Raw genomic sequence first — 23,261 nt, 5'->3', positions numbered from 1 at the left:
GGGTGGACGACTTTTACGCCGCCCGCAGCAGCTCCATGCCGCCGCTTCCGTGGACTAGTTTCTCACCGCCGTTCTCAGGAACGTGCAAGGCTTCGGTCATCATCAGGGAAAGCATACGCAGCACTTCCCTGCCGGGCTGATGGCCCAGCGTCTCAAAATAGACGAAGGCCGATGTTTCCCCACCTTCAAGGCATTGCATGATGATCCAGTCGCGGGCCTGTTCTATCGTCGCCCCGGCATCCACATAAACCAGTGCTGCGGCGTCAAATAGATTGTCCGGCAGGTCTATGTCACCCATGCGCCACCGCCTGCATCGGTATGACCTCGGCACCTGCTGGCGCCTCAACTGACGCTTCGTCCTTGCCCGTAACCACGAACCGCGCCCAGCGATCCAGCCAGCTGCGCCGGATGTCCAGCAGGTCGGATCGCTGATAGGAAGCCTCGACCTTGCCCATGACCGAGTGCGCCAAGATCATCTCGGCAATGTCACGCGGACAGCCCCTTTCTGCTAACCAGACGCGCAAGGAGGATCGGAACCCATGTGGCCGGGCTTCCATTTCGCGGCGCTCCATCAGGCGCGCCATGGTGGCGTCCGAAATGACGCCCTTCTTCACGCTAGGGAATAGGAAGCCGTCGCGGGCGTGGCGCTTGGCTTCCTCAATTACTGCCAGCATCTCGGGGGTCAGCGGAACACGGAACGGCATGGCCTTCCCTCGCTGGGCCTTCATCAACTCGGCAGGGACGGTCAGCACGTCGCCCTCGATATGATCTGCCCGCATGAACCGGATCGGTGCAGAACGCAGCCCTGTCAGGATCAGGAGGCGCAATGCAAGGTGTGTGACCGAACCGTCGCCAACAGAGGCATAGAACGCTGGCACATCGCGCCAGGGCAGGGACGGAATGTTCTGGACCTCATGACCCTGTGCGCCCAGCAGCGCCTTTGCCTTATCGACGGCCTGAAGGTCCACAGGATAGCCCAGCGCCGCCGCGTGCTTCATGACGATGCCTAACCGCTGCAACGCCTTTTCCGCCGTGGCCGACTTCGCTTTCCAAATCACCCGAAGGACATCGCGAATCGCTATCTGGTCAATCTCTGCAACCGGCGTCTTGCCCAGCTTGGGCAGGACATGAATTTCCAGAGGGCTGAACCAGCGGCCTGCCTTTCCGTCGCCCTTCAGCCCGGCCTGACGCGCCTCATACGCATCCCGTGCCACATCTGCCAGCAGGTGCAGGTTTCTTGCTGCATCACGCCGCTGGCGTTCACGTTCCTGGATCGGATCGCGACCTTCTCGCAACACGGCCCGCCACTTCTGCGCCGCTGCGCGGGCCTCGGCTAGCGACACTTCAGCGATTGACCCCAATCCCATATGGCGAAGCCGCCCATGCACGGACATCCGCAGCATCCAACTGCCGGTATCCTTGTCGCGCTTGACGAGCCACAGCCCGCCGCCGTCACCATACTTCCCAGCAGGCGACTGCCTGACCTTTACCGCGTTCAGCTTTTCCCGTGCCATCGCAAAATCCGTTACACACTTTGACCCACACCCGGAAGATATATGGGGCGACAACGCGTGACAACGAAATATAGCACAAGCTATTAAGATTGCTGAATTTCTGAAATTCAGAACTGCTAAATGTCATTGCGGATAACGGCTGATAATCGGGGCGTGTTCAAGTCGGTGCGCGCCGCCCGCACCAGCTTTCCCGACCCCTGAAATGCAGAAGGCCAGCCCCGAAGGACTGGCCTTGTCTGATCAACCCTGGTGCCGGTGAAGGGACTCGAACCCCCGACCCCATCATTACGAATGACGTGCTCTACCAGCTGAGCTACACCGGCATCAGGTTGTGCCGCGCCGGATAGCAGCTTCCGCGCCGGGGGAAAAGGGGGCGCGGCATTTTTTTACGCCCCCTCTTGCACCCCTTGCTTACGGCCGGGTCTTCCCCTCGGTCCATTCCGCTTCCTCGGGCGAGGCCAGGTCGGGGCGGATCAGCACGGGCTCATCGACCGGTCGGGTCGGCGGGGTGGACACGATCACCAACTCGGGCTGGGCCTCTGTCCGGACTGGCGCAGGTTCGGGCGTGGTGATGGTGCTGGCGGGCTCGACCGTGACATAGTCCCTTTCGCGCGGCACCATGCCCGGGGCAACATCCGCAACCTCGACCCGGCGGGGCTTTGGCCGCTCGGCGGGTTTTTCAGGCGCCATGTCCTGCACCGTCGGCTGGGCTGCGGGTTCCGTCGCAGGCTCCACCACGGGCTCGTGCTTCGGGGCGCCGACCAGCAGGGGCAGCATCTCGGCGCCCTTGGTGGCTGTCGCGACCTGACGGACGCTTTCGGGTTCCCGCCAGGTCAGCGTGTCGAAGCCACCGCAGCTGTCGCAGACCGGAGCCCAGTCGGACATCACGTTGTGGCACTTGTCGCAGACCCATTGCGGACCGCGCGACGCCGTCAGCGCACGCGCCAGATAGCCGCGCACGACGCTGTCGTCCGCACCCTCGCCCCGTTCCACGGCGGCCATGATCGACAGGGTGCGCACGGTCGGATGCTTCTCGGCCAGATCGCCAAGCGCGCGGCGGGCGCCCGGGAAATCTTCCGCCGCCAGCAGCAGTTCGGCCTTGAGCAGGCGCGATTCCTCGTTGTCGGCATTCTTGGCGATCAGCCGGTTGAAGCGTGCCAGGCGGGCGCCGGGCGTCTCGTCCGGCACGATCTCGGCGTAGGCCGCGGCGATATCGGGATGCGGGCGCACCGACCAGGTCTTTTCCAGAACGCGCGACGCGTTGCGGTAGTCCTTCTGCGCGATATAGCTGCGCGCCGCCAGCACCGCCGCCGGTATCAGGTCGGGAGAGGCCTTGTTGGCGGAAATCGCCGCCTCTCGGGCGCTGATCGAATTGCCCTCGGCCAGAACCTCGCTGGCTTCCTGAAGCGCCAGCACGGCATCGCGGCGGATATGAACGTCCTTGGGCAGATCCCCCTGGCGGCGCTTGTCCTTCAGCAGCTGACGCGCGCCCTTCCAGTCATGCTCGCGCATTTCCAGATCCAGAAGCGTGTCCTGCAACTCGCGGTGCCGGGGCTTCAGGGCATAGGCCTTTTGCGCCAAGAGCAGCGCGGTCGCGGTGTCGCCCTCGTCCATCTTCTGGCGCATCAGGCCGCGAATGCCGACGAAGCGGGTCCGATCGTCGTCAAGCAACGTGCGATAGACCTGACCCGCGCGCGCCTTGTCGCCCGCGACTTCCGCCGCCTGGGCGGACAGCAGGTTGGTGACATGGGGCATGTTCAGGTATTTCTCGGCCTTGGCGGCCTTGTCCTGCGCCAGCTTCCCCTCGCCCGAGGCGACCGCCAGCATCCCCTCGCCAAGCGCGGCATAGCCCTTGCGTTCACGGGACCGCGCGAAATAGCGGTCGATGGCGGTTTCATCCCCCGCGATGAAGCGGACGAAGGCCAGGAACAGGCCCAAGGCCTTGAAGACTAGCCAGGCCAGGACCATCAGGATCAGCAGGGCCACGACCGCCTTGACCGGGGTCAGGACATATTCGGTGCCGCCATACTCGATGCGCAGCATCTGCCCGGTTTCGGACAGCTGAACCGCCCCAAGCGAAATGACCAGGACAACGGCAAAGAAGAACAGGATTTTCAACAGGGACAGAAGCATTCCCGGACCTCAGTTTGAAGGGGTCGACAGGTCGGACAAGGCCGCCCGCGCGTCGCGATAGGCCGTGGCTCCAGCCAGCCATTCGGCCATGGCAGGGGCGGCCTTGGCATCATCCGGAAGCGCCTCGATCTCGGTCACGGCATCGGCGATGCGGCCTGCCTCGACCGCCTCGTTGGCCCGCGACAGGATCGCGTCGGGATCATCACCCTCGCGCGCCTCGACCGACCGGGCGCCTGTCTGGGCACGCAGGAAGTTCGTCAGCAGGTTGCCGTTGCCCGCGGCGCTTTCCTCGCGGAACGAAGCGCGCAGCGCGGCGCGCGCGGCCTCGGGGAAGCTGGTCTGCAGGCTGTCCAGGCTCGGCACCTCGCGCGCCAGCGCCTCGGGCGCCTCCAGGCCCGCGCCTTCCAGGGTCTGGCGCGCCTCGTCCGGGGTCACGCCGCGGTCCAGCGCGGTCTGCAGGGAAGCGACGGCGGCCACCGCCTCGGCCCGGCGGGTGGTTTCGGCGGCGGCTTCCTGCAACTGCTGCGCTTCGGCCTGGGCCGCGTTGATCTGCGCCTGCGCGGCTTGGGCAGCGGTCTGGATCTGCTGTTCCAGCGTGCCGGCCTGGTCGGCCAGGGTCTGGACTCGGGCGGCCAGGTCGGGGTCGATCTGCGGGCGGGCTGTCAGTTCCTGGATCTGCGCGGTCTGCTCTTCGATCTGCTGGCGCAGCGCCGCCAGGTCCTCGGCCGAGGGGCCGGGGGGCGTGTCCTGGGCAGGGGTGGCCTGGGGCTGGGCCGCCAGTTCGGCGCGCAGCGCGTCGATCCGCTCGGCCGCCGCGGCCTCGGCGGCGCTGACGGCCTCGGCGCGGATGGCGGCCACGTCGACCTGGGGGGCTTCGGCGGGTGCCTCGGCAGGCTGCGCGGCGGGCTGTGCGACGGGCTCTACGGGCAGCCAGCCTGCGGGCAGGTGCGGCAGCGCCCAGATGGTCGCCGCCGATCCCAAGCCTGCGGCAACGACGCCCCCCAGGAAGACGGGCCAGAAGCCGGTTTTCCGCACGGTGACCTTCTGCGCGGGCGCGGCCGTCGAGGCGGGGACCGGCGTGTCGGACAAGGCCGCCTGCGCCGGGACATCCTTCGGCGTCTCCTTTGGCACATCCTTCAGCACGTCCTTGGGCAGATCCTTCGGCGCCTCCTTAGGCGCCTCCTTCGGCTTCGCCTCGGACTTGCCGCGGGCGGCCTTGCGCTCGGCTGCGGGATTCTGCCCGGTGCCGTCGCCCAGCAGGCTCGATTCGATGGGCTTGATCTCTCCGCCGGTCGGCATGGCGGCCGTGCCGTCGCCGGGGCCGGTCTCGGCCTGGGCGATCACGCCCGGCTCGGCGGCTTCCTTTTTCAGCATCAGGGGCGTCTTGCCCCCCGAGGTTGCGGATTTGCCTGGGCTAGAGGTCTTGTCTGGCTTTTTCACGTCTTGTCCCCGTCCTCGCGGCAGCAATCCCGTCCGCGCTTGGCCCGCAGCCTAATCAGCGAGGGGCCATTTCTCAACCCGCCCTGCGCATCATGGTTCCGCAAGGGAAAGGCTCCGGATGGCGTCAACCATGGCGGCCGCATCGGGCGAATCGGCGACGCGGCGGCCTGCCGCGGGTGCGTCCCATGCGGCCATCGCGGCGGTGCTGATCGCAACCGGCCACAGCGGCGCCCGCGCGGCGCGCGCGGCATCGGCCACCAGCCGGGCGCTGCGGGGGGAAAACAGCGGCAGGACGACCGGCGCCCCACCCGCCAACAGCGCTTGCGCGTCATCGCTCAGCGGCAGCGGCTGCTGGTCATAGACGACCACCCCCGCCACCGGCAGTTCCCGCGCCAAATGGCGGCCATGGGGATGGATCAGCGGAACGCCCGCGGCCGCGATCAGCGGCAGCAGCCCTTCGGCAAAGCCGTTCCCCTCGCGCACGTCGAAGCCCGCGGCCTGCGCCACGCGCGCCGTATGCCCACCCACGCAAAGCGCCAGCCGTCCCCGCCCCGGCCCTGCGGACGCCACCGCATGGGCCGAGGTGAAGACCAGCCCCGGCGCGTCCTGCAGGGGGCGGCTGTCGTGATCCACCGGCACGATCCGCAGGATGGGCGAAATGACAGCCGGCCAGTCGGGCAGCATCGCGGCAAACCGCTGCGAATCCGCCAGCGGGCGGGTCAGCAGCAGGGCGGGCGGCTTGGCGCTGGACATTGGCAACCCCCGTGGCCGATGCTAGGGGCTACAGGCGTAAGCGCCATTTCCCCGCCCGGCAAGAGCATGGACGACAACCAGATTTTCCTTGGTATCGAAAGCAGTTGCGACGACACCGCCGCCGCGCTGGTCACGGGCGGGCGGCGGATCCTGGCCTCTGTCGTCAGCAGCCAGACGGCGTTGCATGCCGATTTCGGCGGCGTCGTGCCGGAAATCGCCGCCCGCGCCCATGCCGAGCGGCTGGATCTGGTCGTGGAGCAGGCCTTGGCGCAGGCAGGGGTCCGGCTGTCCGATATCACGGCGGTGGCGGTCACGGCGGGGCCGGGGCTGATCGGCGGGGTGATGGCGGGCGTGATGTGCGCCAAGGGCATCGCCGCCGGCGCGGGCCTGCCGCTGATCGGCGTGAACCATCTGGCGGGCCATGCCCTGACCCCGCGCCTGACCGACGGGATCGGCTTTCCCTACCTGATGCTGCTGGTTTCGGGCGGGCATTGCCAATTCCTGCGCGTGGACGGGCCCGAGGATTTCACCCGTCTTGGCGGCACCATCGACGATGCGCCGGGCGAGGCCTTTGACAAGCTGGCCAAGCTGCTGGCCCTGCCCCAGCCGGGCGGGCCTTCCGTCGAGGCCGAGGCCGTAAATGGCGATCCCGACCGTTTCGCCCTGCCCCGCCCGCTGCTTGACCGGCCGGGCTGCGACATGTCCTTTTCCGGTCTCAAGACCGCCGCGCTGCGGCTGCGCGACCAACTGATCGCGGAACAGGGCGGCTTGCGTCAGCAGGATCGTGCCGATCTCTGCGCCGCCTTTCAGCAGGCGGTAGCCGAGGTTCTGGCCGAGAAATCCCGCCGCGCCCTGGCGGCGCACCCCGTCCCGGTGCTGGCCGTCGCGGGCGGCGTCGCCGCCAACCGCACCATCCGCGCGGCTCTGGAACGGGTCGCACAGGACGCGGGCACCCGTTTCCTGGCCCCGCCGCTGGCCTTGTGCACCGACAATGGCGCGATGATTGCCTGGGCGGGGGCCGAACGGTTCCGCCTTGGGCACCGCGACGGCATGGACCTGGCCGCGCGCCCCCGCTGGCCGCTGGACCGCAGCGCCGCCCCCATGCTGGGCGGCGGCAAGAAAGGGGCCAAGGCATGAGCATCGCGATCCTGGGCGCCGGCGCCTTTGGCACGGCGCTGGCCGTGGCGCTGTCCGCCAACGGTCCGGTGACGCTCTGGGCACGCGACACAAGCTGGGACCGCGACAATCCGCGCCTGCCGGGCGTCACCTTGCCCGATGCCATTCGCGTCACCGACGACCTGCGCGCCGCGACGCAGGCCGACACGCTGCTGCTGGCCCTGCCCGCGCAGGCCCTGGCCGGGTTTCTGGCCGATCACGCGGCCCTGCTGAACGGCAGGCACCTGGTCAGCACCGCCAAGGGCATCGACCTGCACAAGCTGACCGGCCCATCGTCGCTTCTGACTGATGCCTGCCCGAAAGCCACCGTGGCCGTGCTGACCGGCCCCTCCTTCGCCGCCGACATCGCGCGGGGCCTTCCGACCGCGCTGACGCTGGCCTGCGCGAACCGCGATGCGGGCAAGGCGTTGCAACACGATCTGTCCACGCCGGTCCTGCGGCTTTACCGCACCACCGACGTGACCGGCGCCGAACTGGGCGGCGCGCTGAAGAACGTCATCGCCATCGCCGCGGGCGTGGTGATCGGCGCAGGCCTTGGCGACAGCGCCCGCGCCGCGATCATCACGCGGGGATTCGCCGAGATGACCCGCCTTTCCGCCCGGCTCGGCGCGCGTCCCGAGACGCTGACCGGGCTGTCCGGTCTGGGCGATCTGACACTGACCTGCACATCGGTCCAGTCCCGCAACTTCCGCTATGGCCAGGCGCTTGGCAGCGCGCAGCCCTTCGACGCCGGCACCACCGTCGAGGGGGCGGCCACCGCCCGCGCCGTTTCCGCCCTGGCCGCAAGGCTGGGCGAGGACATGCCCATCGCCGCCATGGTCGCCGCCCTTGCCGAAAGGAGGGTTTCGGTCGAAAACGCGGCGGAAATGCTGATGACCCGCCCCCTGAAAGAGGAATGACATGCCCCTGTTTGCCCTGATCTGCCGCGACAAGCCCGATGCCCTGGAAACCCGCATGGCCAACCGCGAGGCCCATCTGGCCTATGCCCGCGACAGCGGCGCCGTGCTGTTCGGCGGCCCGATGCTGGCCGACGGCCAGATGCGCGGCTCGCTTCTGGTCCTGGAGGCCGACAGCATGGATGCGGCCAGGGCCTGGGCCGCCAGCGACCCCTATGGCCTGGCCGGGCTGTTCGATTCGGTCGAGATCACCGAATGGAAGAAGGTGATCGGCTGATGGCGTTCTGGCTGTTCAAGTCCGAACCGGATGTCTTCAGCTGGGACGACCTCGTCGCCCGGGGTGACGCGGGCGAGGAATGGAACGGGGTGCGCAACTATCAGGCGCGCAACAACATGCGGGCGATGAAGGTGGGAGAGCTTGGGCTGTTCTACCACTCCAACATCGGCAAGGAGGCCGTGGGCATCGTCGAGGTCGTGGCCGAGGCCCATCCCGACAGCACGGCCGACGACCCGAAATGGGAATGCGTGGACCTGAAGGCCGTGAAGCCCCTGCCCCGGCCGATCTCGCTGGACCAGGCCAAGGGGGAACCGGCGTTGAAGGACATGGTGCTGGTCAACAACTCTCGCCTGTCGGTGCAGCCGGTCAGCGATGGCGAATGGGCCGCGATCATGAAGCTGGCAGGGTTGTGACCGCTTCATATTGCTGCACTGCCGCGTTAGGTTTGGCGCGGACAACATCAAGGATACAGCCATGAGCCAGCGCCTGCACCTCGTCTTCGGGGGCGAACTGACTGACCCGCAGGGCACGCAGTTCCGCGACACCGACAATATCCACATCGTCGGCATCTTCCCGAACTACCAGTCCGCCTATGACGCCTGGAAGGCCGAGGCGCAGCGGACCGTGGACAGCGCCCATACCCGCTATTTCATTGCCCATCTCCATCGCCTGCGGGACGAGGAAGCCGCCGCCAGCGCGACCGAGGAGCTGGAGGTGAAAGGCTGATCGTCCGCAGCCAGGGGCAGGCCATGGGCAAGGGCGGTTTCGGCATCGGGCGACTTGGGCTGTGGTGGCAGCTTCGCAAGGCCGCGGGACAGGACGCCGCGCCCGACGTTCCCCAGGGCACCGGCCCCCTGCTTCTGGTCCATGTGTCCCCTGATGCGCGCGTGGCCTTTTCCCAGGTCCAGCGCCGCCTGATGCGCGCGCGGCCGGACCTGCGCATCCTGGAACTGGCCGACCTGACCCCTGCGGCTGCCGAGGCGCTGATGCAGGCCCGGCCTGCCGCGCTGCTGCTGCTGGGTTCCGACCTGCCGGCCGCGCTGGTCACCGCCTCGGGCCGCCGTGATGTGCCGGTCATCCTGGCTGAGGCGCGCTTCCAGCCCGAGGATTCGGGCTGGACCTTGGGCGCGCTTCGCCGCCGCGAATTGCTGCGCTCAATGCGGGCCATCCTGGTCACCGACCCTGCCAGCCATGCCACCGCGCTGCGGATGCGGGCCGATCGCCGGCGCGTCACCATGACCGGGCCGGTGGCCGAGATCCGCGATCCCCTCCCCTGCTCCGAGGCCGAGCGCAGCATCATGGCCCAGCTTCTGCGCGGCCGCCACGCCTGGCTTGCGGCCTCGGTCCCGCCGGACGAGGAGCAGGCGGTGCTGACCGCTCATCACGCGGCCCTGGCCCAGTCCCACCGGGCGCTGCTGTTCCTGGCCCCCCGCGATCCGGCCCGCATCGACCCCCTGGCCGCCGAGATCGAGGCCAGCGGCCTGGTGGTCGCCCGCCGCTCGCTGGACGAGGATCCGACCGACGATGTCCATGTCATGCTGACCGATGGCCCGACCGAGATGGGGCTGTGGTATCGCCTGGCCCCCGTCACCTATCTGGGCGGCACGCTGGGGGGCGACGACGCCGCCGCCCGCCACCCGTTCGAGCCCGCGGCCCTGGGCTCGGCCATCGTCCACGGCCCACGCACCGAACGCTTCCCCACGGAATGGCAGCAGCTCGGCGGCGCGGGCGCAGCGCGGCAGGTCGCCGATGCCGAGGAACTGGCCGCCGCCATCGCCGAACTGTCCCAGCCCGAACTGATCGCGACGCTGGCCAGCAATGCCTGGACCGTCAGCACCGGCGGCGCGGACGTGACCATGCGGATCTGCGCACCGGTCCTTGACGCCATCGAAAAGGCCGGCCCGTGAAACGCGCGCCCGCCTTCTGGTATCAGCGCCCGCCCGCCCTGGCCGCGCGTCTGCTGGCGCCGCTGGGGGCCGCCTATGCGCGCGCCACCGCCCGGCGGCTGGCGGGCGGGGCGCGCGCGCGGGCCGGCGTGCCGGTGGTCTGCGTCGGCAACCTCAACGCCGGCGGCACCGGCAAGACGCCCACCGTCATTCACCTGCAACAGATCCTGCTGGCGCGGGGGATCGCGGCGCATGTCGTGTCGCGCGGTTATGGGGGCAGCGCCGAGGGCCCCCTGCGGGTCGAGGAATCGCGTCACGACGCTGCCCTGACCGGGGACGAGCCGCTGCTGATGGCGGCCTTCGGGCCGGTCTGGGTCGCCAAGGATCGGCTGGCTGGCGCGCGCGCGGCCGTGGCAGGCGGGGCGCAGGCGATCATCCTGGATGACGGCTTCCAGGACCCGGCGCTTGCACATGACCTGTCTTTGGTCGTGGTCGATGCGGCCAAGGGCTTTGGCAACGGGTTCTGCATCCCCGCAGGACCCTTGCGCGAACCCGTGGAGACCGGCCTTGCCCGCGCGGACCTGCTGCTGTCCATCGGCCCGCCTGATGCCCAGGCCCGCTTCGCCGCCCCCGAAGGCCCGCCACATCTGCGCGGCCATCTTGCGCCCCTGCAGATGGGCATGGACTGGCAGGGCCACCGCGTGCTGGCCTTCGCGGGCATCGGCCATCCGGAAAAGTTCTTTGCCACCCTGGCGGGGCTTGGCGCCGCCGTGGTCCGGGCCGAGGCGCTGGAGGATCACCAGCCCTTCACCCCCGCCCTGCTGACCCGGCTGGAAACCGAGGCGCGGTTGACCGGCGCGCAGCTTGTCACCACCGAAAAGGACGCCGCCCGCCTGCCCCGCTCCTTCCGGTCCCGGGTGATGACTTTGCCGGTGCGGCTTGCCATCGACGACCCCGCACCGCTGGAGCAGGCGCTTGACCGGCTGTTTCCGCGCCGCTGATCTTTGCAATCCGGCCCGCAATCCCGATATAGAAGCCCTACGGGCCGATCCGGCCCCCCAGGGAAGGACGGGAATGTCGCAGAACGCCATCCAAAGGCTCAGTTTCTATCTGCTGGTTCTTGTGACGCTCTATGCCTCGTTCGGGGCGGGGTAAGGGCATGGCGAAACGCTTTGGCGGGCGCTTCTCGCCCGGGATGCAGCAGGGCAACCTGAACCAGGCCGCCCCCGCGCCGATCCGGCACCGGCTGGCCGGACGCCCGAAATACGTGACGATCGCCGCGGTGCCCTTCCTGTTCGGGGCTTTTTTCCAGGATCCCGCCGGCATGGCCGCCAGCCTGGCCGCCTTTGGCACGATCGCCAGCGCCATGTGGATGACGGGTGAGGGTCTGGCCGCCGAGGCTGCCTATGAGGTCCGCCGTGTCGCCCGCCGACCGGCCATCCCGCGCAAGCTGTTCGGCAGCGTGCTGACGGGGCTGGGCCTGGGGCTTGGCGCGGCCGAACCCGGCAGCCTGGCAGGTGCCGGGCTGATCGGCGCGACGGGCATGGTGCTGCACTGGCTGGCCTTCGGCACCGACCCGATGCGCGACAAGGGCATGGCGGGCGTGGACGAGTTCCAGCAGGACCGCGCCCAGAAGATGATCGAGGAAGGCGAGGCGCACCTGGCCCAGATGCGCGACGCGATCCGCCGCATCGGCGACCGCTGGCTGGAGGCGCGCGTGGACCGCTTTGCCGGCACGGTCGAGGAACTGTTCGACCGCGTGCGCAGCAATCCCGGCGATCTGTCGGCGGCGCGGCGCTACATGGGCGTCTACCTGATGGGCGCGCGCGACGCGACGGTGAAGTTCGCGGACCTGTACCGCCGCACGCAGGATCCGGAGACGCGGGCCTCCTACGAGACATTCCTTAACGATCTGGAAAAGGATTTCAGCGCCAAGTCGCAGCATCTGCTGGAAGGCGACCGGGCGGATCTGGACATCGAAATCTCGGTCCTGCGGGACCGCCTGGCGCGCGAAGGCGTCCGGGCCAGCGAGCCTGCCGCGCTTGAGGCGCCCCGGACGGAAACCGCCCGCTTCCTGGATGGTCTGCTGAACCCTGACCGGGACAAGGCGCGCTGATCTTTCGATGCCGCGCTTTGCCCTGAAGATCGAATATGACGGCCGCCCCTTTGCCGGCTGGCAGGCGCAGGCCGACCAGCCCTCGGTCCAGGGCGCCGTCGAAGCTGCCCTGGCGCGGCTGGATAGCGGCTTTGCGGCCGGGGCGCGGATTGCGGCGGCGGGGCGGACCGATGCGGGCGTCCATGCCACCGCGCAGGTCGCCCATGCGGATCTGGCGCGCGATTGGGATCCGTTCCGGCTGGCCGAGGCGCTGAATTTCCATCTGAAGCCCGCGCCCGTGGCTGTTCTGGCCGCCGCCCGCGTTCCCGACGATTTCCACGCCCGCTTTTCCGCGACCGAGCGGCGCTATCTGTTCCGCCTGCAAGCCCGCCGCGCGCCCGCCACCCATGACCGCGGCCTTGTCTGGCAGGTGCTGAACCCGCTGGATCCCGACGCCATGCGCCAGGGGGCGGCCCATCTGATCGGGCTGCATGATTTCACGACCTTCCGATCCTCGATCTGCCAGTCGGCCAGTCCGGTCAAGACGCTGGACGAGATCACGATCGAGGAAACCCCCATCCCCCAGGGCCGCGAATACCGCTTTCACCTGAGGGCGCGGTCCTTCCTGCACAACCAGGTCCGGTCCATCGTCGGCACGTTGGAGCGGGTCGGGGCGCGCGCATGGCCGGCCGACCGCGTGGCCGAGGCACTGAAGGCCAGGGATCGTGCGGCCTGCGGGCCGGTCTGCCCACCGAATGGCCTTTACCTATGCGGTGTCGGCTATCCGCAGGATCCGTTCGGAAACTAGGGGCGGCCCCGCCGGCGCGGGCGTTCGTCCTTGGAGGTGAACACGATCTTCAGCGTGTTCCACATGATCCACAGGTCAAGCCGGATGTCGCGGTGGCGCTGATAGATCAGGTCGATCTTCAGCTTCGCGGGCAGGCAGCGGCGGTAATAGGCGCGCTCGGTCGCCTCGGCGCTCTTGCAGCGGGCGAGGATGCGGTCCTCGTGCCGGTGATAGATCAGGGTCGCAAGGCCCGTCACCCCGGGGCGGCTTTTCAGGACCTGGGAATAGACGGCGGGGAAGCGCTCCACATATTCGCGCAAGGGCGGGCGGGGGCCCACAAAGCTCATGTCGCCGGCCAAGATGTTGAACAACTGCGGCAATTCGTCGATTCGCGTGCGGCGCAGGAAATGGCCAAGCGGCGTGATGCGCCAATGCTTGTGCGCGCCGGTCGCGCCCGAATCCTCATCCTCGCCGATCATTGTGCGGAACTTCAACTGCGTGAAGGACCGCCCCGGCGCCCGCATCCGCTCGGCCGAATAGAAGATCGGCCGGCCTTGCTGGATCAGCAGAAGGATTGCAACGACACCCATGACGATGGACAAGGGAATCAGCAGGATAAGCGCAAGGATGATGTCGAAGAGCCGCTTGCCGCGCGGCGCGGGATTGGCCAGCGACGAATTCGCATCAACCACGAACCAGGCCATCTTCGGCGCGGCTAGGCGTGCCGAACTGGTCTTGTCCCAGTCATGGTGGATTGTCACGATGCCTGCCCTGCAACAACTCGTTCTTGCTGGGCGGTAGCATATTGCCGGAAACATGGAAACCGGCCTTGCTGCAATCCGCTGAATGACTTGCGCGACCATTGCAAAGCGGCCACTGTCTGGCCGGAAAGGCAATGCAAAGGCAGGGGATGCGAAAGTTTCTTGTGATGCTGGACGACAGCCGGGAATGCCTGAACGCGATGCGCTTTGCCGCCATGCGGGCATCGAATTCCGGCGGCGCGGTGACGGTGCTGGCGGTCATTCCTCCGAACGAGATCCAGCACGGCTTCGGCGTGGCCGAGGTGATGCGCGCCGAGGCCTATGAACGGATCGAGGCGCATTTCGAGGTCTTCGCCAAATGGATGCGGATGCGCCCGAAAGTCGAGCCGGAGCTGGTCATCCGCGAGGGGGATCCGGCCGAACAGCTGCTGGCCTATCTGACCGAGGACCCCGAGGTCGGCATCATCGCCATCGGCCTGAACCCCGACAAGTCGGTGCAGAACCCGCTGCTGGCGCGCTTGTTGCGAGAGGCCGCGACCCTGCCCTGCCCCATCACCATCGTGCCCGCCGACATCTCGAAGGAACGGCTGGAAGCGATCACCTGATCCGCCCGGAACGCTTGACCCGCGCGCCGCGCATCGCCATATCCGCCTTAAAGGAGTCCTGGCCATGTTCATCCAGACCGAAACCACACCGAACCCTGCGACGTTGAAGTTTCTTCCCGGCGAAACCGTGCTGGACAGCGGCACGGCGGATTTCCCTGCACCCGAGACTGCGGGGGGTTCGCCCCTGGCCAAGCGGATCTTTGCCGTGGGGGGCGTGACCGGCGTGTTCCTGGGGCGCGACTTCGTGACCGTGACGAAGGCCGACGACCAGCCTTGGGACCATCTCAAGCCCTCGATCCTGGGCGCCATCATGGAGCATTACCAGTCCGGCGCCCCGGCCATTGAAGGCAAGGCGGAAAAGGCGGGCCATGCCAGCCATGACGGCCCCGATTCAGAGATCGTGGTCCAGATCAAGGAACTGCTGGACACCCGCGTCCGCCCGGCGGTGGCGCAGGATGGCGGGGACATCACCTTCCACGGCTTCGACCGCGGCGTCGTCTACCTGCACATGCAGGGTGCCTGCGCGGGCTGCCCCTCCTCGACCCTGACGCTGAAGATGGGGATCGAGAACCTGCTGCGCCACTACATCCCCGAGGTGGTCGAGGTCCGGCCGGTTGCCTGATCCGTTAGCGCTTGGGCTTGACACATCGGCCGCGCATTGCGCGGCCGCTTTGCTGCGCGGGGATGCCGTCCTGGCGCATCGCCACGAGGACATGGCCAAGGGCCAGGCCGAACGGCTGTTTCCGCTGCTGGAGGATTTGCTGGCGGATGCGGGCCTTTCCTGGCACGACCTGGACGTGATCGGCGTCGGCGTCGGACCCGGCAATTTCACCGGCATCCGCATTGCGGTGGCCGCCGCGCGCGGGCTGGCGCTGTCCCTGGGAATTCCCGCCGTGGGCGTGACGGCCACCAAGGCCGCAGCCTGCGACCTGCCCCGGCCCTGCCGGGTGGTGCTGCCCTTGCGCGCCGATCAGGTCGCGTGGCAGGATTTCGGCGCCGGCGCGGGGGACCGTCCGCAGCAGGCTGCAGCCGGTTCGCTGCCGCCCGGCCCCGAGCCGTCAGAACCGCTGGTCCCGCCCGCCATCGCCATCGCACGGATCGCGCTGTCCCGCCGCGCGGATCCCGGCCCGCGGCCGGCACCGCTGTACCTGCGCCCTGCCGATGCAGCCCCTCCGCGGGATCCGGCGCCGCTGATCCTGCCGTGACGCCCGGCCAGCTTGCCGCGCTGCACGCGCGCTGCTTTACCCGTCCCCGCCCCTGGAGCGGCGCCGAATTTGCCGCCCTGCTGGACAGCCCGCATGTCTTCCTGCTGACCCGCCCCCAGGGCTTCCTGCTGGGCCGCACGGTCGCGGACGAGGCCGAGCTGCTGACCCTCGCCGTCAGCCCCGATGCCCGGCGCCAGGGCATCGCCCGCGCGTTGGTGGCCGAATTTGCCGCCACGTCACGCGCCCGGGGCGCGGCCCGCGCCTTTCTGGAGGTCGCATCGGACAACGCCGCCGCGCAGGCCCTTTATGCCGCCACCGGCTGGCGGGAAACGGGCCGCAGGCGGCGCTATTACGGCCCCGATCTGGACGCGATTGTCATGGAGCTGCCGCTGGATGGCCGCCAAGAAGGCGGTTGACCGCCAAGGGCCATTGCGCCCTAATCGAGCGATCGCGCGGGCGGCTTGAATCGCCCGGCACAACAGGATGAGGTTTCCTTATGGCCCTGATGAAAACGCTTCTGGCGGGGGTAGCGCTGACGGCGCTGACGGGCACTGCAGCCCTGGCGGAACCGGCGCTGATCTTCGACCTTGGCGGCAAGTTCGACAAGTCCTTCAACGAAGCCGCCTATATGGGCGCGCAACGCTGGGCGGATGAAACCGGGGGCACCTACAAGGAACTGGAAATGCAGTCCGAGGCGCAGCGCGAACAGGCGCTCCGCCGCCTGGCCGAAACCGGCGCCAACCCCATCGTGATGACCGGCTTCGCCTTTGGCGACGTGCTGAACCAGGTGGCCCCGGACTACCCGGACACCAAGTTCGCGATCATCGACATGGTCGTGGAACAGCCGAACGTGCAGTCGATCGTCTTCACCGAGGAACAGGGCAGCTACCTGGCGGGGATCATGGCGGCGATGGCCTCGAAATCGGGGACCGTGGGCTTCATCGGCGGCATGGACATCCCGCTGATCCACAAGTTCGAATGCGGCTTCGCGCAAGGCTTCAAGGCCGCCAAGCCCGACGGCAAGGTGCTGGTCAACTATACCGGCACCACGCCCGCCGCCTGGAACGACCCCGTCAAGGGCGGTGAGCTTGCAAAGGCCCAGATCAGCCAGGGCGCGGACGTCATCTATGCCGCGGCGGGCGGCACCGGCATCGGCATCCTGCAGGCGGCAGCCGACGAGGGCATCCTGTCGGTCGGCGTCGACAGCAACCAGAACCACCTGCATCCTGGCAAGGTCCTGACCTCGATGGTCAAGCGCGTGGACAATGCCGTCTATGACGCCTTCAAGAACGGCGTCGAGCCCGGCGTCAAGGTGATGGACCTGAAGGCCGAAGGCGTGGACGTGGCCATCGACGACAACAACAAGGCCCTGGTGACCCCCGAGATGCAGGCCGCCGTGGACGAGGCCCGGGCCAAGATCGCCTCGGGCGAAGTCACGGTCCACGACTACATGACCGACAACACCTGCCCGGTCCAGTAGATGGCCGTGGTGGCGCAAAACGGGGGGCGGCCGTCGCCGGCCGCCCCTGCGGCCATCGAACTGCGCGGCATTTCCAAGGCCTTCGGTTCGGTGCAGGCCAACCGCGACATCCACCTGCGGGTCGAGCGCGGCACGATCCACGGCATCATCGGCGAAAACGGCGCGGGCAAGTCCACGCTGATGTCGATCCTGTATGGCTTCTACAAGCCCGACAGCGGCGAGATCCTGGTCAACGGCCAGCCCTTGACCATCACCGACAGCCAGACCGCGATCCGCGCGGGCATCGGCATGGTCTTCCAGCATTTCAAGCTGGTCCAGAACTTCACCGTCCTGGAAAACATCATCCTGGGCGTCGAGGATGGCCGCCTGCTGCGCCCGTCCCTGTCCAAGGCCCGTGGCGTGCTGCGGCGGCTGGCGCAGGAATACGAACTGAACGTCGATCCCGACGAAACGATCGAGGAACTGTCGGTCGGCCACCAGCAGCGGGTGGAGATCCTCAAGGCGCTGTATCGCCAGGCCGACATCCTGATCCTGGACGAGCCGACCGGCGTGCTGACCCCCGCCGAGGCGGACCACCTGTTCCGCATCCTGGAAGGCCTGCGGGCCGAGGGCAAGACGATCATCCTGATCACCCACAAGCTGCGCGAGATCATGGAGATCACCGACACCGTCAGCGTCATGCGGCGCGGAGAGATGGTGGCCTCGGTCAAGACGGCGGAAACCTCGCCCGAGCAGCTGGCGGAGCTGATGGTCGGGCGCAAGGTGCTGCTGAACGTGCAGAAGGCGCCCGCCCAGCCCGGCAAGCCGATCCTGGAGATCCGCAACCTGCGCATGGTCGATGACAGCGGCGTCGAACGCCTGCGCGGCATCGACCTGGACATCCGCGCGGGCGAGATCCTGGGGATCGCGGGCGTGTCCGGCAACGGCCAGACGCAGCTTCTGGAAATCCTCGGCGGCTATCCCGAGAAGGGCAGCACCGTGTCGGGCGAGGTCCGGGTGAACGGCACCCCCCTGGCGCTGTCGGGGGCGGGGTGCAACGCCGCCGAACGCCGCCGGAACGGGCTTGGCCATATCCCCGAGGACCGGCAGGCCGAGGGACTCATCATGGACTTTGCCGCCTGGGAAAACGTGGCTTTCGGCTATCACGACGCGCCGGAATATGGCCGCGGCCCGCTGATGGACCGCGATGCGATCCGCCGCGATGCCGAGGGCAAGATCCGGCGCTTCGACGTGCGGCCGCCGACCTGCGATCTGGCCGCGCGCAACTTTTCCGGCGGCAACCAGCAGAAGATCGTCGTGGCCCGCGAAATCGAGCGCAACCCCGACCTGCTGCTGATCGGCCAGCCGACGCGCGGCGTGGACATCGGCGCCATCGAGTTCATCCACAAGCGCATCGTCGAGTTGCGCGATGCGGGCAAGGCGATCCTGCTGGTCTCGGTCGAGCTTGACGAGATCATGTCGCTGTCGGACCGCATCGCCGTCATGTTCGACGGCCGCATCATGGGCGAGCGCCTGCCGCAGAACGCTACGGTCGGCGATCTGGGCTTGCTCATGGCCGGCGTCGATCCTGCCACCGCCGCGCCGGGTGACGGCATTCCCCCTTCCCAGAAACACCTTGAAGACCTGCCCCGAGATCATTGAATGACGTCTGCCCGCACGACTCTCCTTCTTTCGCTTCTTCTCGCTGCAAGCTGCAGCGCCGTTCCCGCGCCCCGGATGCCCAAGATGAACATCTGGCCCGATGGCGAGGCTCCGGACCGCCTGGTCATGGCGGCCGAGGCCCGCGCCCAGACCCGCGCACGCAACCCCGACGGCAGCTGGGCCGTGGCGGATCCGATCAAGGGTTCGGATTATCACGCCGATTTCGCCCAGAACTGCCTGCAGGACGGGCGCGGCATGGCCTGTGCCGATCACGCCCCCATCGAAATGCCGGGCGATGCGGCCACCCCGCCCGAGGTCGCGGGCCGCGTCGCCATCGCCTTTGCGGCGCTGTCCGACGGCAGCCGCTGCACGGGCGAGGCGCGCGAAGGCCAGACGCGGGCCGAGCAGAACCTGCTGGTGGTGCGCGGCCATCCCGGCGCGAACGGGGCCGTCCCCCGCGCCCGCACACTGGGCCGCATGGCAGGCAATGGCGATGCGATCACCTGGAACCAGATCGCCGACGCGCGAACCTTCCTGGCGCTGTGTCACGGCATGAAAGGCTGAGCGATGGACAAGATGCCGAAATGGGCCGATGTGATCCTGACACCGCTGATCTCGCTGGTGCTGGCAATGGCGATTTCGGCGCTTGTGATCCTGGCCATCGGCGAAAGCCCGATGGTCGCGCTGACCACGATGATCGACGGCGCCTTGGGCTCCAGCTATGGCTGGGGCTTCACGCTGTATTATGCGACGAACTTCATCTTCACCGGGCTGGCGGTCATGGTCGCCTATCACGCCAGCCTGTTCAACATCGGCGGCGAGGGCCAGGCCGCCATGGGCGGGCTGGGGGTGGCGCTGGTTCTGCTGTCCCTCCCCCTGCCCCATTGGGCGCTGGCCCTGCCCGCCGCGATGATCGGCGCGGCGCTGTTCGGCGCGGCCTGGGCGCTGATCCCGGCCTGGCTGCAGGCCAGGCGCGGCAGCCATATCGTGATCACCACGATCATGTTCAACTTCATCGCCGCGGCCGCGCTGAACTACATCCTGGTGAACCTGCTGCGCCCGACCGGCAGCATGGACCCGGCCTCGGCCCGTTTCCCTGACGCCACGCATCTGCCCAAGCTGTCGGACATGGCGCTGGCCCTGGGCTTCGAATGGGGCAAGAACACGCCCGTCAACATCAGCTTCTTTGTCGCCGTCGCCGCCTGCGTCCTCGTGTGGCTGCTGATCTGGCGCACGCGCCTCGGCTTCGAGATCCGCGCCTTCGGCAAATCCGAACCCGCGGCGCTCTATGCGGGCATCAACCCGGTCCGCATCACCATGATCGCCATGCTGGTTTCGGGCGGGCTTGCCGGGATGATGGCCATCAACAATGTGATGGGCGAGGCCGAGCGCCTGGTCCTCAACGCGGTCGAGGGCGCGGGCTTCATCGGCATCGCCGTGGCCCTGATGGGCCGCAACCATCCCCTGGGCGTTTTTCTGGCCGCGCTGCTGTTCGGCTTCCTCTACCAGGGCGGGGGCGAACTCGCCCTGTGGACCACCATCCCCCGAGAGCTGATCATCGTCATCCAGGCGCTCGTGATCCTGTTCACGGGCGCGCTCGACAACATGGTGCGGATGCCGCTGGAACGGATGTTCCTCGCGATGCGGAAAAGGGGCGCGTGATGGATCTGAACACCGTCCTGCAGATTCTGGACAGCGCGGTGCGGCTGATGACGCCGCTGTTGCTGGCCTGCCTTGCCGGGCTTTATTCCGAGCGCGCCGGGGTCTTCGACATCGGGCTGGAAGGCAAGATGCTGATGTCGGCCTTCAGCGCCGCCACCGTGGCCGCGCTGACCGGCAACGTCTGGCTGGGCCTCTGCGCAGGGCTTTCGGGCGCGCTGCTTCTGTCGGCGATCCACGGCATCGCCTCGATCACCTTCCGGGGCAACCAGCTGATCTCGGGCGTGGCGATCAACTTCCTCGCCTCGGGGCTGACGGTGCTGCTGGGGCAGAAGATCTTCGGCCTGGGCGGACGCACCCCCAGCCTGACGCCGGGGGCCGAGCTTGAGGCGCAGGTCACGCCGTTCCGCGCCTGGCTCTCGGGGACGGCCGGGCCGGATACGGCGGGCTGGCTGACCGGCACGCCGCGCTTTGGCGAAATCGCCCTGCCCTTCGCGGAAAGCCTGCGTGGCGTGCCCCTTATCGGCCCGCTTTATGCCGAGGTGATCTCGGGCCATTCGATCCTGGTCTATGTGGCCTTCCTGATGGTTCCGCTGACCTGGTGGGTGCTGTATCGCACGCGTTTCGGGCTGCGGCTGCGGGCGGTCGGCGAAAACCCCGCCTCGGTCGATACGGCGGGCGTCTCGGTCACACGGCTGCGCTTCGCGGCGGTCGCCATCGCCGGGCTGCTGTGCGGGCTCGCGGGGGCCTATCTGGCGACCGGGCTGTCGGCGGGCTTTGTCAAGGAAATGACCGCCGGTCGCGGCTTTATCGCCCTTGCCGCGCTGATCTTCGCCAAGTGGCGGCCTTGGGGGGCGCTTGGCGCGACCTTCCTGTTCGGCCTGCTGGAGGCCATCGCCAACCGCTATCCGAACCTGGATCTGGGCATCGTCACCGTGCCGTCGATGTTCATGAACGCCCTGCCCTATATCCTGACCGTGATCATCCTGGCGGGCTTCGTCGGCCGCGCCATCCCGCCCCGCGCCGGAGGAGAGCCCTATGTCAAGGAGCGCTGAGCTTGCCAGCCTGATCCGCGACCGCGCGGGCGACCAGGCGCCGGAATACGGCCTGATCCTTGGCTCGGGCCTGGGACACCTGTCGGGCACGGTCGATGGCGTGGCGATCCCTTATGACGAACTGCCGGGCTTTCCCCATGCAGGCGTCTCGGGGCATGTCCCGCAACTGGTGGTCGGTCAGCTTGAAGGGCGCCGGGTCGCGGTCTTCGGGGGGCGGTCGCATTACTATGAATCGGGCCGCGCCGACGCCATGCGGCTGCCGCTGGAAACGCTGGCCGCGCTCGGCACCCGCAAGCTGATCCTGACCAATGCCGCGGGATCCCTGCGCCCGGATATCCCCCCGGGCGGGCTGATGCTGCTGAACGACCACATCGCCTTCGCAGGCACCAACCCCCTGATCGGAGAGAAAACCGAAGGCCGCTTCGTTCCCATGACGAACGCCCATGACGCGGCGATCTGCGCGTCCCTGTCCGCCGCCGCGCTGGCCGAAGGGATCGACTTGCCCCAGGGCGTCTATTGCTGGTTCTCGGGCCCCAGCTTCGAAACGCCCGCCGAAATCCGCGCCGCAAGAATCCTCGGTGCCGATGCGGTCGGCATGTCCACCGTGCCCGAGATCATCCTGGCCCGCTTCCTGGGGTTCCGTTGCGCCGCCATCTCGGTCATCACCAACATGGGCGCGGGTCTGTCGGACGAAGCGATCAGCCACGACCACACCAAGGCCATGGCCCCCTTTGGCGCGGCGAAACTTGAACGCATCCTCCGCCGCTTCCTGCGCGACGCCTGAGCTTCTTCTTCGTCCAAATATCCCCGCCGGAGGCACCTGACCTCGCCGCTCGCGCCCCAAGGCTCAGGTCAGGCGCGCCAGGGCCGCCTCGACGCGTCCCGCCGCCGCGTCCAGATCCCGCAGGTCATCCAGCGCCACGACCGCCTTCTCGCGCCCGGAATAGCGCAGCCGGTGCTTCAAGTAGCGCGGGTCGTAATGGTCGCGCAGCAACCCCTCGGCCAGCTTGCGCCAATCGCCCGCCGCCATGGCGGCCTGCCAGCCGGCGATCCGCTCGGCGGGGTGCAAGGGCGACAGCGCCGCCACGATCGCCTCGACCCGCGCGGGATCCTCCACCACGTCGTCATAGGTTGCGGCGGTATAGGCTGCCCGCGCCTCGACCGGCACATCAAGCCGCAGCCGGGGGGCGGCGCAGATTGCCTGCCACATGGCCTTGGGAACAGTGGCGCTGCCGATGCGGCTGCTTTCGGCCTCGACCAGAACCGGACGCGCGGGATCCAGCGCTTCCAGGGCCACAGCCAGCCGGCTTTCGAACAGCTTCTGGCTGGGCTGGCCTTCGGGGCGGCCACCGAACAGGCTGCCGCGATGGTTGGCCAGCCCCTCCAGGTCGATGACCTGCCAGCCCCGCCCGGCCAACCGCTTCAGGATCGCGGTCTTGGCACTGCCGGTATTGCCGTCCAGCACGATCACCGGCGCGGGCACCGGCTGGTTCTGCACCCGGTCCACGACAAGCGCGCGCCACGCCTTGTAGCCGCCCCCGATCCGGTCCACCCGCCAGCCGATCTGCGACAGGATCGTCGTGAAGCTGCCTGATCGCTGCCCGCCGCGCCAGCAATAGACCAGCCCCCGCCAGCTTCCGTCCCGGTCAGCCAAGGGCCCGGCGATATGGCGCGCGGCGTTGGCCGCCACCAGCGCGCCGCCGATCTTGCGGGCGTCAAAAGGGGAAACCTGCTTGTAGATGGTGCCGACGCGCGCCCGTTCGGCATCGTCCAGAACCGGCAGGTTAATCGCGCCGGGCAGGTGATCCTCGGTGTATTCCGACGGAGACCTGACGTCGATGATGTCGTCGAACCCCGCCAGCGCAGGGTCCGACACGCGTGTCAGCGTCAGGGCCACA

26 protein-coding genes and 1 tRNA gene are annotated in these 23,261 nt (G+C 68.3%); 19 read left to right on the top strand and 8 right to left on the bottom strand.

Annotated features, from left to right (window positions below; translation table 11 throughout):
* Nucleotides 1–13 precede the first annotated feature (13 nt).
* The 6 genes from OU682_RS01985 to OU682_RS01960 all read right to left on the bottom strand — a co-directional run bounded on the left by OU682_RS01985 (nucleotide 14) and on the right by OU682_RS01960 (nucleotide 5,840).
* Nucleotides 14–298: a hypothetical protein gene (locus OU682_RS01985; protein WP_268940373.1), complete on the bottom strand. Its 285-nt coding sequence runs from the start codon at nucleotides 296–298 to the stop codon at nucleotides 14–16.
* Nucleotides 291–1,568 (bottom strand): tyrosine-type recombinase/integrase, encoded by a 1,278-nt coding sequence (locus OU682_RS01980; protein WP_329609766.1) that lies wholly within the window; start codon nucleotides 1,566–1,568, stop codon nucleotides 291–293. The genes OU682_RS01985 and OU682_RS01980 overlap by 8 nt, the downstream gene beginning before the upstream one ends.
* Before the next feature lie 193 nt (nucleotides 1,569–1,761).
* Nucleotides 1,762–1,837, bottom strand: a tRNA-Thr gene (locus OU682_RS01975).
* An 88-nt stretch (nucleotides 1,838–1,925) separates the two neighbouring features.
* Complete coding sequence (locus tag OU682_RS01970) at nucleotides 1,926–3,647, bottom strand: heme biosynthesis HemY N-terminal domain-containing protein (protein ID WP_268940372.1); 1,722 nt, start codon at nucleotides 3,645–3,647, stop codon at nucleotides 1,926–1,928.
* Between the two features lie 9 nt (nucleotides 3,648–3,656).
* Nucleotides 3,657–5,021 (bottom strand): COG4223 family protein, encoded by a 1,365-nt coding sequence (locus tag OU682_RS01965; RefSeq protein ID WP_268940371.1) that lies wholly within the window; start codon nucleotides 5,019–5,021, stop codon nucleotides 3,657–3,659.
* 156 nt (nucleotides 5,022–5,177) lie between these two features.
* On the bottom strand, nucleotides 5,178–5,840 hold the full coding sequence (locus OU682_RS01960) for a uroporphyrinogen-III synthase (RefSeq protein ID WP_268940370.1): 663 nt from the start codon (nucleotides 5,838–5,840) through the stop codon (nucleotides 5,178–5,180).
* A 66-nt stretch (nucleotides 5,841–5,906) separates the two neighbouring features.
* Here OU682_RS01960 and tsaD point away from each other — a divergent pair, with 66 nt between their 5' ends.
* From tsaD to truA, 9 genes are all read left to right on the top strand, one after another.
* Nucleotides 5,907–6,977 carry a tRNA (adenosine(37)-N6)-threonylcarbamoyltransferase complex transferase subunit TsaD gene (gene tsaD, locus OU682_RS01955; RefSeq protein ID WP_268940369.1) on the top strand — a complete coding sequence of 357 codons (1,071 nt, stop codon included), beginning with the start codon at nucleotides 5,907–5,909 and terminating at the stop codon, nucleotides 6,975–6,977.
* Nucleotides 6,974–7,915 carry an NAD(P)H-dependent glycerol-3-phosphate dehydrogenase gene (locus OU682_RS01950; protein ID WP_268940368.1) on the top strand — a complete coding sequence of 314 codons (942 nt, stop codon included), beginning with the start codon at nucleotides 6,974–6,976 and terminating at the stop codon, nucleotides 7,913–7,915. The genes tsaD and OU682_RS01950 overlap by 4 nt, the downstream gene beginning before the upstream one ends.
* 1 nt (nucleotide 7,916) lies before the next feature.
* On the top strand, nucleotides 7,917–8,189 hold the full coding sequence (locus tag OU682_RS01945; RefSeq protein WP_268940367.1) for a YciI family protein: 273 nt from the start codon (nucleotides 7,917–7,919) through the stop codon (nucleotides 8,187–8,189).
* Entirely contained in the window at nucleotides 8,189–8,602 is a 414-nt protein-coding gene (locus OU682_RS01940) for an EVE domain-containing protein (protein ID WP_268940366.1), read from the top strand. Before OU682_RS01945 ends, OU682_RS01940 begins: the two co-directional genes overlap by 1 nt.
* 61 nt (nucleotides 8,603–8,663) lie before the next feature.
* A complete protein-coding gene (locus tag OU682_RS01935) occupies nucleotides 8,664–8,915 on the top strand; it encodes a DUF4170 domain-containing protein (RefSeq protein ID WP_268940365.1) in 252 nt (83 codons plus the stop codon).
* A 23-nt stretch (nucleotides 8,916–8,938) separates the two neighbouring features.
* A complete protein-coding gene (locus tag OU682_RS01930; RefSeq protein WP_268940364.1) occupies nucleotides 8,939–10,096 on the top strand; it encodes a 3-deoxy-D-manno-octulosonic acid transferase in 1,158 nt (385 codons plus the stop codon).
* Entirely contained in the window at nucleotides 10,093–11,076 is a 984-nt protein-coding gene (gene lpxK / locus OU682_RS01925; protein WP_268940363.1) for a tetraacyldisaccharide 4'-kinase, read from the top strand. The genes OU682_RS01930 and lpxK overlap by 4 nt, the downstream gene beginning before the upstream one ends.
* 158 nt (nucleotides 11,077–11,234) lie before the next feature.
* Nucleotides 11,235–12,191 carry a 5-bromo-4-chloroindolyl phosphate hydrolysis family protein gene (locus OU682_RS01920; RefSeq protein WP_268940362.1) on the top strand — a complete coding sequence of 319 codons (957 nt, stop codon included), beginning with the start codon at nucleotides 11,235–11,237 and terminating at the stop codon, nucleotides 12,189–12,191.
* Nucleotides 12,192–12,198: 7 nt separating this feature from the next.
* Nucleotides 12,199–12,978 (top strand): tRNA pseudouridine(38-40) synthase TruA, encoded by a 780-nt coding sequence (truA, locus tag OU682_RS01915; RefSeq protein ID WP_268940361.1) that lies wholly within the window; start codon nucleotides 12,199–12,201, stop codon nucleotides 12,976–12,978.
* Here the strand turns inward: truA and OU682_RS01910 are convergent.
* Entirely contained in the window at nucleotides 12,975–13,718 is a 744-nt protein-coding gene (locus OU682_RS01910) for a sugar transferase (protein ID WP_268940360.1), read from the bottom strand. The genes truA and OU682_RS01910 overlap by 4 nt on opposite strands.
* A gap of 149 nt (nucleotides 13,719–13,867) precedes the next feature.
* On the opposite strand from OU682_RS01910, the gene OU682_RS01905 reads away from it, so the two are divergent.
* The 10 genes from OU682_RS01905 to OU682_RS01860 all read left to right on the top strand — a co-directional run bounded on the left by OU682_RS01905 (nucleotide 13,868) and on the right by OU682_RS01860 (nucleotide 22,147).
* Nucleotides 13,868–14,323, top strand: coding sequence for a universal stress protein (locus OU682_RS01905; RefSeq protein ID WP_268940359.1), 456 nt, complete (start codon nucleotides 13,868–13,870; stop codon nucleotides 14,321–14,323).
* Between the two features lie 64 nt (nucleotides 14,324–14,387).
* On the top strand, nucleotides 14,388–14,945 hold the full coding sequence (locus OU682_RS01900; protein ID WP_268940358.1) for a NifU family protein: 558 nt from the start codon (nucleotides 14,388–14,390) through the stop codon (nucleotides 14,943–14,945).
* Complete coding sequence (gene tsaB, locus OU682_RS01895) at nucleotides 14,938–15,528, top strand: tRNA (adenosine(37)-N6)-threonylcarbamoyltransferase complex dimerization subunit type 1 TsaB (RefSeq protein ID WP_268940357.1); 591 nt, start codon at nucleotides 14,938–14,940, stop codon at nucleotides 15,526–15,528. Before OU682_RS01900 ends, tsaB begins: the two co-directional genes overlap by 8 nt.
* Nucleotides 15,525–15,944 carry a ribosomal protein S18-alanine N-acetyltransferase gene (gene rimI / locus OU682_RS01890; protein WP_268940356.1) on the top strand — a complete coding sequence of 140 codons (420 nt, stop codon included), beginning with the start codon at nucleotides 15,525–15,527 and terminating at the stop codon, nucleotides 15,942–15,944. The genes tsaB and rimI overlap by 4 nt, the downstream gene beginning before the upstream one ends.
* An 80-nt stretch (nucleotides 15,945–16,024) precedes the next feature.
* Nucleotides 16,025–17,008, top strand: a complete 984-nt coding sequence (locus OU682_RS01885) for a BMP family lipoprotein (protein ID WP_268940355.1) — start codon at nucleotides 16,025–16,027, stop codon at nucleotides 17,006–17,008.
* Complete coding sequence (locus OU682_RS01880) at nucleotides 17,009–18,649, top strand: ABC transporter ATP-binding protein (RefSeq protein ID WP_268940354.1); 1,641 nt, start codon at nucleotides 17,009–17,011, stop codon at nucleotides 18,647–18,649.
* Nucleotides 18,650–18,733: 84 nt separating this feature from the next.
* Nucleotides 18,734–19,213 carry a hypothetical protein gene (locus OU682_RS01875; protein ID WP_268940353.1) on the top strand — a complete coding sequence of 160 codons (480 nt, stop codon included), beginning with the start codon at nucleotides 18,734–18,736 and terminating at the stop codon, nucleotides 19,211–19,213.
* 3 nt (nucleotides 19,214–19,216) lie between these two features.
* A complete protein-coding gene (locus OU682_RS01870) occupies nucleotides 19,217–20,311 on the top strand; it encodes an ABC transporter permease (RefSeq protein ID WP_268940352.1) in 1,095 nt (364 codons plus the stop codon).
* The gene (locus OU682_RS01865) at nucleotides 20,311–21,363 is read left to right on the top strand and encodes an ABC transporter permease (protein WP_268940351.1); all 1,053 of its coding nucleotides are present in this window, start codon (nucleotides 20,311–20,313) and stop codon (nucleotides 21,361–21,363) included. Before OU682_RS01870 ends, OU682_RS01865 begins: the two co-directional genes overlap by 1 nt.
* The gene (locus tag OU682_RS01860) at nucleotides 21,347–22,147 is read left to right on the top strand and encodes a purine-nucleoside phosphorylase (protein ID WP_268940350.1); all 801 of its coding nucleotides are present in this window, start codon (nucleotides 21,347–21,349) and stop codon (nucleotides 22,145–22,147) included. Before OU682_RS01865 ends, OU682_RS01860 begins: the two co-directional genes overlap by 17 nt.
* A 63-nt stretch (nucleotides 22,148–22,210) precedes the next feature.
* Here OU682_RS01860 and mnmH read toward each other — a convergent pair whose 3' ends face one another.
* The gene (gene mnmH, locus OU682_RS01855) at nucleotides 22,211–23,260 is read right to left on the bottom strand and encodes a tRNA 2-selenouridine(34) synthase MnmH (RefSeq protein ID WP_268940349.1); all 1,050 of its coding nucleotides are present in this window, start codon (nucleotides 23,258–23,260) and stop codon (nucleotides 22,211–22,213) included.
* Between the last annotated feature and the right edge of the window lies 1 nt (nucleotide 23,261).

Source organism: Paracoccus benzoatiresistens, from assembly GCF_026913015.1.
Lineage (GTDB): Bacteria > Pseudomonadota > Alphaproteobacteria > Rhodobacterales > Rhodobacteraceae > Paracoccus > Paracoccus benzoatiresistens.
The sequence above is the reverse complement of the archived record's forward strand: the minus strand, read 5'-3'. Positions and strand labels throughout refer to the sequence as shown.